Raw genomic sequence first — 8,778 nt, forward strand, 5'->3', positions numbered from 1 at the left:
ATGTATGAACTACCAGAATGCTCAAGCAAATTATCTAGCAAATCAAATTCTTAGTGCTTCGCCCAATCGATTGATTGAACTTTTGTTTGAAAATGCCATTAAACAAACCAAATTGGCTGAAATGGCAGTGGAGAAGCAGGATGTTTTAGCGATACATACACATTTGATTAAGGCGCAAAAGATTGTTAGTGAACTTCAACAATCACTTAATCCAGAGGTCAATCCCGAATTGACGAACGATTTAGAGGCATTGTATGAATTCATTTATCAAAAGTTAGTGACGGCGAATATTAATAAGGAATCAAAAAGTATTCAAGAGGCACAAAAACTTTTGATGGAATTATTGGAAACTTGGCAAACCATAATGGTTCAACAGTAGGACAAAAAAAGTTAGCCAACGCTAACCTTTTTTCTATGTCTGTTGAAAATATAGAAGTTAAATAAATTGAAACGAATGGAGACAAAGCATGAAACAGAAGAGCATAGGCAAATCGATTTTTATTTTATTATTAGCAATTGGAATTATACCGATCATTGTTACAGTAGTGAGTTCATATTTTTCTACTAAAAATCTCTTAATTCAACGAAATGATATGAGTAAAGAGAGTGCTTTAAATCTGATTATTCAGGAAAAACAAAATATAGTTGATGATACTGAAGACCGTCTGGAAAGTCTCTTGAGTGCGGAAGTATTTCAACGAAGTACTTGGGATGCCGCAGCAGCTAAACAAACGGTTAATATTGCCTTTAAAGGTGATACCAATGTTCCTGATCTATTCATTGGGGTAGACGATGGTTCATATATTTATTTTTCTAATTCTTCTTCCGACGGCGAACTAGGTTCTGATTATGATCCTAGAACACGGCCGTGGTATAAATTGGGGATGAAAAATAAAGGGGAAATTAGTTGGACTCAACCTTATCGAAATGCGAGAACAAATAAATTTGTCGTGACTGCAACAAAACAGATTACTATTGGTGGGCATGATATGGTTATCGGTATAAATGTTTCTTATGACGATGTGAACAAAGCTATACAAGCTCTAAATATTGGACGAACTGGAAAGGCATCATTAATTTCAGACGATGGTATTGTTATCAGCGCGAAAGATGAATCACAGGTTGGCAAAGACATTAGTGGATCAGAATTATTTAAAAAAATTAAAGCTGCGGATGCTGTGAAGGGCTCTGTTCGTTTGAAAGATGACAATAAAGTGAGTGAAACTGCTTATGATAAAGTGTCTAAAACAAGTGCGACATGGGTTATTGCATCAGTGGAGAAAGACGACTTATCTACGGAGTCACGGGCATTATGGGAGATTTCAGGTGTGGTCTCAATTATAGTTACAATTTTTGTAACCTTTTTAGCAATTGGAATTGTTTGGGTAACGCGTGAAACCATTTTTGTATTTAATCAAAAATTTGAAGATATTGCAAAAGGCAAATTAAGTCTAATTAAAGAGCCAAAAGAACAAACAAAAGGTCTGAAATCCTGGGTTACTCATTCTGTTACTCAGCCTAAGAAAGATGGCCATGAATTTCAACGTATGACGTATTACTTTAATGAAATGATTGTAAATATGAGCAAACTAATTGGAAACGTTCAAAAGGAAAGCAAGAATGTCGCAACGATGTCAGAATCATTGGTTGAGTTGTCTAAACAAACTAGCTTAGCGACAGAAGAAGTTTCGGAGACCATTGCTGGTATTGCAGATGTTACAGGTACCCAGGCACAAGACACTGAACAAAGTGTGACACAATTACAAAACTTATCAGAAGTATTGAGTAATCTAAAGAGTAATATTGATGAAATGAATGATAAATCTAACGAATCAACCAAATTCAATCAAGAAAACTTAGAAATGATGGGACAAGTAGCTGAGAATTGGTCAGGTGTGATTAATCAAATGGAAAATTTGATGGAAAATATGGAATCAATGAATGGCAATGTTCAAAATATTAACAAGATTATCCATGTTATCAATGATATTTCTTATCAAACCAATCTGTTAGCGTTAAATGCATCGATTGAAGCTGCTAGTGCTGGCGAATCAGGAAAGGGTTTTGCGGTTGTTGCTTCAGAAATTCGCAAGCTAGCTGAACAGAGCAAGGATTCTACAAAAGAAATTGAAACAATAATTGAAGAAATTCAAAAGCAGTCAAGTCAAATGGTGTCACAAACGTCAGATTCAGTTAATTCGGGTGAGAAGCAAACGAAGTTAATAGATGAGGCGATTGCTTCAACTAAAGAAGTATTCTCGAGAAGTAATTATATGATTAAAAGAATTTCAGAGTTTGAAGAAGCTATTGCTCGTATTGTGGCTATTCAAAATACTATTTTAGAAAGTTTAGAAAATATTTCGGCTTCAACAGAGGAAAATGCGGCTGGAACACAAGAAGTTTCTGCAAATGCAGAAGAAGTGTTAGCAACAATGGAAGAATTCACCAATCATGTGGAAGATTTACAAACGATTGCCCATACGCTTAAAGATTTGGCAGATCGATTTAAAGTACAGAATTAGTCTATCGAACTTAGACATTCATCGCCCTCCTATGTAGGTGGGTGATGAATGTCTTTTGGTATGAGAGGAATCTTTGTAACTTAAAATCGATAGTTTAGACGAATTGCCAAGGTTCAAAGATGAATGAGGACGGCTAAACCAGCAAGGAGTCAGAATCATGTTTCTTCTTAATCCTAACTTGATGGTCACAGATTTTCTTCTAGTGAAGAATTTTTGAGCGCTCTTGGACAAGAACAATTCGTTTATTTTAGACATAAAGACCTCCAGACTTCTTGGTGATTCGAGTATCATTGAAAATCTATTTTTTTTAAGATGCTGTAATATATAACAGAGCATTAAATAATAAACAGAATAGCCGATGCAGAATATATATCATAATAATGAGGTGTAAAAAAATGGAGAAACCAGTGTCGAATGAAAAATTAGCTTACTATCAAGAATTTCTTGAGATTATTCCCATGCTTTTTCAAGAAGATGTGTCAATGGCATTAGCAGATACGAAAACATTATTGATGTGCGGGTAAGCGAAGGGCTTCCACTAAACGCTAAGACCGGTCAGGCTGTCCCACAAGGTGGGGCACAGTCCACAAGACTTTGACTACAGGTAGAGTAATGATTCAAGAAGTTTCAGCTGAGGTCTACGGAATAGCATTTTACTCCTACTCTTTTCCAATTAAGGAGAATAGTTAAGTCATAGGGGTCCTGGTGGTCGGCAAGAGCTTACATCATAAGTATGAACTTTTGGAAAAAGCGGCGACATTGGCGGATTCATTAGTTCAATCAACTAAAGCGATTGATGAAATTGCCAATGCTTCACAATTTTTGAATGAAACCACTCAAGAGATTGCTGAAACGGCAAAAATTACAGATGATAGGATGAAAGAAATTGAAAAAGTGATTGTTTTTGTTAAAGAAGTTTCTAAGAAGATTAATATGTTGGGTGTTAATGCTGCCATTACGGCTGCCCATGCAGGCAGTCATTCTAAAGGATTTGAAGTTATTTCGAAGGAAATCCGTAATTTAAGTGGCACGACGGCAGCATCTGTTAGCGAAATCGAAACGGTTCTAGGGGATATTCGACAATCAGTTGATCATTTTTCAGATCAATTAAATTCATCACTATTATCATTAAATAGTCAGTCGGCAGCTACTGAGGAGGTTTTAGCTTCAATGGAAGAACTTAACTCGGCAGCAGAAATGATGAAGGAGTTAGCGAGTTCTATATAAAGCTAATAGCTGAAAAACTCTTATCGCGAATATAGAATGTACAAACTAGACATTTTTTATAGACAATGCTAGACTAATACTACTTGTAATCAGTGCGATAAAATCAAACATGAATGAGCAAACGCTGTGGATGTCAAAGTCTGGAGCGTTTTTCTACTATAAATAGATGGTGTAAGGAGTTAGTATGTTAAGTTTAACAAATATCACCCAACAATTTGGGGATAAGATATTATATGAATCATTGGATTTACAAATTAATAAAGGTGAAAAGGTGGGGTTGATTGGTCAAAATGGGGCCGGTAAATCGACGTTAATTAAAATTATTACAGGCGAATTGATACCTGATGAAGGGCAAGTCAGTATGCCGAAAAATTGTCATCTGGGCTATTTGGATCAATACGTAGAAGTGGACGAACAGCTGACCATTTTTGAATTTTTGAAAACGGCTTTCCAAAAAGAATTGGCCATTGAAGCGGAAATTACACAATGCTATACCGATTATGCCGAATCAATGGATGATCGGCTGCTAGAAAAGGCTGGTCGTTTGCAAACGCAATTGGATCAAGGCACGTTTTATCAAATGGATACGTTGATTCAAGAGATGGCGAGTGGCTTAGGGCTGCAAGTGCTAGGCTTAGATAGCCCACTTGGTCAATTGAGTGGTGGCCAACGCTCTAAAGTTATTTTAGCGAAGTTACTTTTAGAGAAGTCAGATATGCTAGTATTGGATGAACCGACAAACCATTTAGATGACACCCATGTGCTGTGGCTGACGAATTTTTTACAAGAATTTACCGGCACATTTTTGGTTATTTCCCATGATCGTGCATTTTTGGATGCAATCACGACCCACATTGCGGACATTGAATTTGGCAAGTTGACGAAATATACCGGCAATTTAACCAAAGCTTTAAAGCAAAAGGAAGCCAATCGTGAGACATATTTGCGCCAATACGAGTCGCAAAAAAAACAAATTGCTAAAACAGAAGCCTACATACGCAAATACAAAGCGGGTTCTCGCTCGACTATGGCGAAAAGTCGGGAAAAGCAACTGGCAAAAGTCGAGCGCTTGACGCCGCCGTCTGATGCACCAAAGCCACAGTTTCATTTTCCGTATCAGCCGATTGTTAGTACCTTGGCGCTAACGACGGATCAACTAGTGATTGGCTATGAACGTCCGTTGCTTGAGCCAATCCAACTAACCATTCGCTATGGCGAGACGATTGCGATTCGAGGCTTTAATGGCATTGGAAAATCGACCTTGTTAAAAACACTGATTGGCGAAATACCAGCCTTAGCGGGTACGTTTCAATTTCCAGCGAATACCAAGGTGAATTACTTCTCACAAGAATTAAGTTGGGAGTCGCCACTTGAGACGCCGTTACAATATTTAGGCCGAGCCTTTCCAAAAGCATCAGTCAAAGAATTACGCCGTCATTTGTCACAAGCGGGATTGGTCAATCAATTGGCACAAGAACCACTTCAACTATTAAGTGGGGGTGAACAGACCAAAGTAAAACTAGCAGAGATGACGATGACACCAGGCAATTTTTTGATTTTGGATGAGCCAACGAATCACATTGACCATGAAACAAAAGAAAGCTTGCGAGAGAGTCTCGCCAACTATCCAGGAACGGTCATTGTTGTTTCCCATGAGCAAGAATTTTACGAAGACTTTGTGGAACGGATTATTGATATTGGCAAGTAAGGAGCGTGTGCTATGGAAGAGCAATTTGCTGCTCGTAACCTCAATGTGGTTGAGTTACCAATTGAATGGATTGACGGGGTGATTTGCTACCGAGGATTTATTCGAGAGCTGCCTTTTTTGACCGGAGAAGGGCAATCAAAGGCACAGATGTATCGGCAACTACTGGAGGCCTATCAGGAATATTTGGAAAGCCACCCCATTGCTGAAGAGAAGCCAGAGGAGATGACCTCGTCGTTATTATCGGTTGAGGATTTATTGAAGTATTACGATGGTGAGACATTTGATGGCTTTGCGTACGATTTTTCGAATCAATCGGTGGACTCTGATTGACAAACAAATCCAAGGTGAACTACACTGGCGATAGTAGAAAGAGGAGGCAGGTAACATGGCAGAAGTTGAAAGCTTTACACTGGACCATACAAAAGTAAAAGCACCATATGTTCGCTTGATTGCGGAAGAAAAGGGACCTAAAGGAGATGTAATTGCAAACTTTGATTTGCGCTTGCTCCAACCAAATGAAAAAGAAATGCCAACTAGCGGTATGCATACATTGGAACACTTATTTGCCGATTTAATGCGCGATCGCTTAGACGGTATTATTGATGTTTCACCTTTTGGTTGCCGTACGGGCTTCCATTTGATTACTTGGGGTTCTCATAGTGCGACTGAAGTAGCCAAGGTACTGACAGATGTCCTAACAGTCATTGCAAACGAGACGAAATGGGAAGACGTCCAGGGAGTATCCATTGAAAGTTGCGGAAATTACCGCGATCACTCGCTGTTTACTGCAAAAGAATATGCCAAATTGGTGTTGGAACAAGGGATTAGCGATGATCCATTTGAACGCCACGTGGTGAAATAAACGAACGCGACAGATTTGTTCAGCTACAAGCAAAAAGACCAGAAAATCCAAAGTTATTTTTCAAACTTTGGGATTTTCTGGTCTTTTGTTTGGAATATGCGTCAGGCTACATTAAGGCTGAAACGGAAAGCAATAAGATGCCGATTAATAAAAAGATTAGGCCGATTAATACGAAAATCTTTTTCCAAACAAATCTAGAGGATTGATGGATTTGTTGGCGTTTTTTTAAGCTAATTGTTTCATTTTCAGTTACTTGCGAATCCTTCGATGCAGGAAGAGCCCAAGCGATGAGTAAAAACAAGATACCGTTTAAAAAGCTACCAATACCAAATATTAACTCATAATTAATGGCAAATATAGACATAAGATTTTTGCCAATCTCAGTGATTGAAGCCACTTCCAGGAATGTATCAGCCTGTACGATTGAAGGCGATAGGATAAAAAGGGTCGCTAAACTGGCAATAATAAGAATAGGGCGTTTATTTTTAGACAAGAAACTCGCTCCTTTGGGGTATAGATTGCAAGATACAAGTATTCTATCATATTTTTTCGCAATGCAACACAGTTTCAGGAGAAGCTAGTCATTTCATAGGAATCATGTTATCTTTATCACATGAAGAAACGAGGAGGAACAGTGATGAATGAAGTGGTGATTGAGAGCAGTTATGATTTTGTGGATGGGGGATGCAATGCGTGCGCCACGGTGAAGTGTACGACCTATGCGCTAAAGTATAAGGACTTCGAGCGCTCATTAGATCAACTAGATACGCTCTCATTAGTAAAAGAAGTTGCGATGGTGGAAGGATTTTGCCAAAAGTTAGTGATGGATTTTGATGACGAGTATATCCAATTTTCAAAAGGAACGACAACGGTAGCGTTACAAGAAGAGTTTGGCGGCTATCAAATAAAAGGCAATCAAGGTACATTGTTTATCAAAGATCAGCAACAAAAAGCAGAACAAGTCTTCTTAGCAGCAAGCCGAATACTGGATGATTTTTTTGGCATTCATGAGATTTGTTTTCGGTTGGAGACAATGGATTAGCGTAGTAAGGTATAGGTTTATTAGGATAAAACATTCATTTCTATCAAAAAGAATAGTTAAGCACCTAACGACGAGGTCAGCGCTTGATTGACTTTCGTCTTTTTTTTTGTAAACTGAATGAGTATGGATTTTAATCAAATAAAGTAAGAGTAGGAGGGATTGCTTGAAACAAAAAATGCTTTTATTAGCGTATGCGAATTTATTTTTGGTCTTTCTAGGTGTGGGGCTGGTGATACCGGTCTTGCCACTGTTAAAAGCAGAGATGCAGTTAAGTGGGACGACAATGGGGTTAATGGTGGCAATTTTTGCGTTTGCTCAGTTGGTCGTTTCGCCATTTGCTGGTCGTGCTTCGGATAGATGGGGAAGAAAGCCGATGATTGTCTTAGGCCTGTGTTTGTTTTCTATCTCAGAGTTTTTATTTGGATGGGCACAATCGGTGTCTTGGTTTTATGTTTCGCGTTTGATTGGCGGGGCTTCGGCGGCGTGCATTATGCCTTCTGTTACAGCGTATGTGGCGGACTTGACTACATTAAGAGAGCGTTCGAAGGCGATGGGGTATGTGTCGGCTGCGATTAGTGGTGGATTTATTATTGGTCCTGGGATTGGTGGCTTGTTGGCGGTTTTTGGGACTCGGGTGCCGTTTTTCGCTGCTGGTGTAGTAGCTTTTTTAGGTTTTGTCGTGACGTTGGTCTTTTTGAAGGAAGTACCAAAAGACGAACAAGTAGAACGGACGATGGAAGAACAAGCAAAAGGTGAGCAAGGAATTTTGAATGTGTTGTTTCATCCGTTGTTCTTGGGCTTTTTCGTCGTCATTTTGATTTCTTCGTTTGGGTTACAAGCGTTTGAGTCTATTTATAGCATTATGGCGAGTTGGAATTTCGGGTTCACTACGACGGATATATCGTTGATTATTATGTTTAGTGGTAGTTTTGCTTTAGTCGCCCAGCTCTTTTTCTTTCATCGGATTGTGGAAGCGATTGGCGAGATTCGTTTGATTCAGTGGACATTCTTTATTAGCGCGATCTTTATCATCGTTATTTCACTGACTACGCAACATTGGCTCGTGATTTTGTCGACATTTGTAGTCTTTTTGGCGTTCGATTTGTTTCGTCCGGCCGTGACGTCTTACTTGTCACACAATGCGGGTGACAATCAAGGAGTCGTGAATGGGTTGAATTCGACGTTTACGAGTGTCGGAAACATTCTTGGGCCAATCGTAGCGGGTGCGTTATTTGATGTAAATCCAGTATCACCTTATTATATCGCGGGGGTAATTTTGTTTGTGACGGGTCTTGTTTCCTTACGATTAAAAAGAAAACCTGCGAATAACTAGTAAGAGCAGCACACCGTCGATCCATATGAAAAGAGGCTGAGACAGACTTGTTCAGCTACAAGAAGACCAGAGCATCTGGAAGTT

At 39.0% G+C, this 8,778-nt stretch carries 10 protein-coding genes; 9 read left to right on the top strand and 1 reads right to left on the bottom strand.

The features are described from left to right. Positions 1-4 precede the first annotated feature (4 nt). From fliS to NE257_RS07380, 7 genes are all read left to right on the top strand, one after another. The gene (gene fliS, locus NE257_RS07355) at positions 5-379 is read left to right on the top strand and encodes a flagellar export chaperone FliS (protein WP_251886128.1); all 375 of its coding nucleotides are present in this window, start codon (positions 5-7) and stop codon (positions 377-379) included. An 88-nt stretch (positions 380-467) separates the two neighbouring features. Next, on the top strand, positions 468-2,522 hold the full coding sequence (locus NE257_RS07360; protein ID WP_251886129.1) for a methyl-accepting chemotaxis protein: 2,055 nt from the start codon (positions 468-470) through the stop codon (positions 2,520-2,522). A gap of 395 nt (positions 2,523-2,917) precedes the next feature. Beyond that, complete coding sequence (locus NE257_RS11625; RefSeq protein WP_276532310.1) at positions 2,918-3,046, top strand: hypothetical protein; 129 nt, start codon at positions 2,918-2,920, stop codon at positions 3,044-3,046. Between the two features lie 181 nt (positions 3,047-3,227). Continuing rightward, on the top strand, positions 3,228-3,749 hold the full coding sequence (locus NE257_RS07365) for a methyl-accepting chemotaxis protein (RefSeq protein WP_251886130.1): 522 nt from the start codon (positions 3,228-3,230) through the stop codon (positions 3,747-3,749). Positions 3,750-3,933: 184 nt separating this feature from the next. Further along, positions 3,934-5,457 carry an ABC-F family ATP-binding cassette domain-containing protein gene (locus NE257_RS07370; protein ID WP_251886131.1) on the top strand — a complete coding sequence of 508 codons (1,524 nt, stop codon included), beginning with the start codon at positions 3,934-3,936 and terminating at the stop codon, positions 5,455-5,457. Between the two features lie 12 nt (positions 5,458-5,469). Further along, positions 5,470-5,787, top strand: a complete 318-nt coding sequence (locus NE257_RS07375; RefSeq protein ID WP_251851938.1) for a hypothetical protein — start codon at positions 5,470-5,472, stop codon at positions 5,785-5,787. 55 nt (positions 5,788-5,842) lie between these two features. Further along, positions 5,843-6,319: an S-ribosylhomocysteine lyase gene (locus NE257_RS07380; RefSeq protein ID WP_007207725.1), complete on the top strand. Its 477-nt coding sequence runs from the start codon at positions 5,843-5,845 to the stop codon at positions 6,317-6,319. Between the two features lie 106 nt (positions 6,320-6,425). Here the strand turns inward: NE257_RS07380 and NE257_RS07385 are convergent, their stop codons facing one another. After that, positions 6,426-6,812 carry a hypothetical protein gene (locus tag NE257_RS07385; protein ID WP_251851940.1) on the bottom strand — a complete coding sequence of 129 codons (387 nt, stop codon included), beginning with the start codon at positions 6,810-6,812 and terminating at the stop codon, positions 6,426-6,428. A gap of 144 nt (positions 6,813-6,956) precedes the next feature. Between NE257_RS07385 and NE257_RS07390 the strand changes: the two genes are divergently transcribed. Continuing rightward, on the top strand, positions 6,957-7,361 hold the full coding sequence (locus NE257_RS07390; RefSeq protein WP_251886132.1) for a DUF4809 family protein: 405 nt from the start codon (positions 6,957-6,959) through the stop codon (positions 7,359-7,361). A 175-nt stretch (positions 7,362-7,536) separates the two neighbouring features. Next, positions 7,537-8,694 (top strand): MFS transporter, encoded by a 1,158-nt coding sequence (locus tag NE257_RS07395; RefSeq protein ID WP_251886457.1) that lies wholly within the window; start codon positions 7,537-7,539, stop codon positions 8,692-8,694. Positions 8,695-8,778 lie beyond the last annotated feature (84 nt).

Source organism: Enterococcus italicus (genome assembly GCF_023743875.1).
Taxonomy (GTDB): Bacteria; Bacillota; Bacilli; order Lactobacillales; family Enterococcaceae; genus Enterococcus_G; species Enterococcus_G italicus.

What these genes read in the sequence shown, in the direction of transcription:
- fliS (WP_251886128.1), top strand. Translation starts at nt 5, where the DNA reads ATGAACTACCAGAATGCTCAAGCAAATTATCTAGCAAATCAAATTCTT.
- NE257_RS07360 (WP_251886129.1), top strand. Translation starts at nt 468, where the DNA reads ATGAAACAGAAGAGCATAGGCAAATCGATTTTTATTTTATTATTAGCA.
- NE257_RS11625 (WP_276532310.1), top strand. Translation starts at nt 2,918, where the DNA reads ATGGAGAAACCAGTGTCGAATGAAAAATTAGCTTACTATCAAGAATTT.
- NE257_RS07370 (WP_251886131.1), top strand. Translation starts at nt 3,934, where the DNA reads ATGTTAAGTTTAACAAATATCACCCAACAATTTGGGGATAAGATATTA.
- NE257_RS07375 (WP_251851938.1), top strand. Translation starts at nt 5,470, where the DNA reads ATGGAAGAGCAATTTGCTGCTCGTAACCTCAATGTGGTTGAGTTACCA.
- NE257_RS07380 (WP_007207725.1), top strand. Translation starts at nt 5,843, where the DNA reads ATGGCAGAAGTTGAAAGCTTTACACTGGACCATACAAAAGTAAAAGCA.
- NE257_RS07390 (WP_251886132.1), top strand. Translation starts at nt 6,957, where the DNA reads ATGAATGAAGTGGTGATTGAGAGCAGTTATGATTTTGTGGATGGGGGA.
- NE257_RS07395 (WP_251886457.1), top strand. Translation starts at nt 7,537, where the DNA reads ATGCTTTTATTAGCGTATGCGAATTTATTTTTGGTCTTTCTAGGTGTG.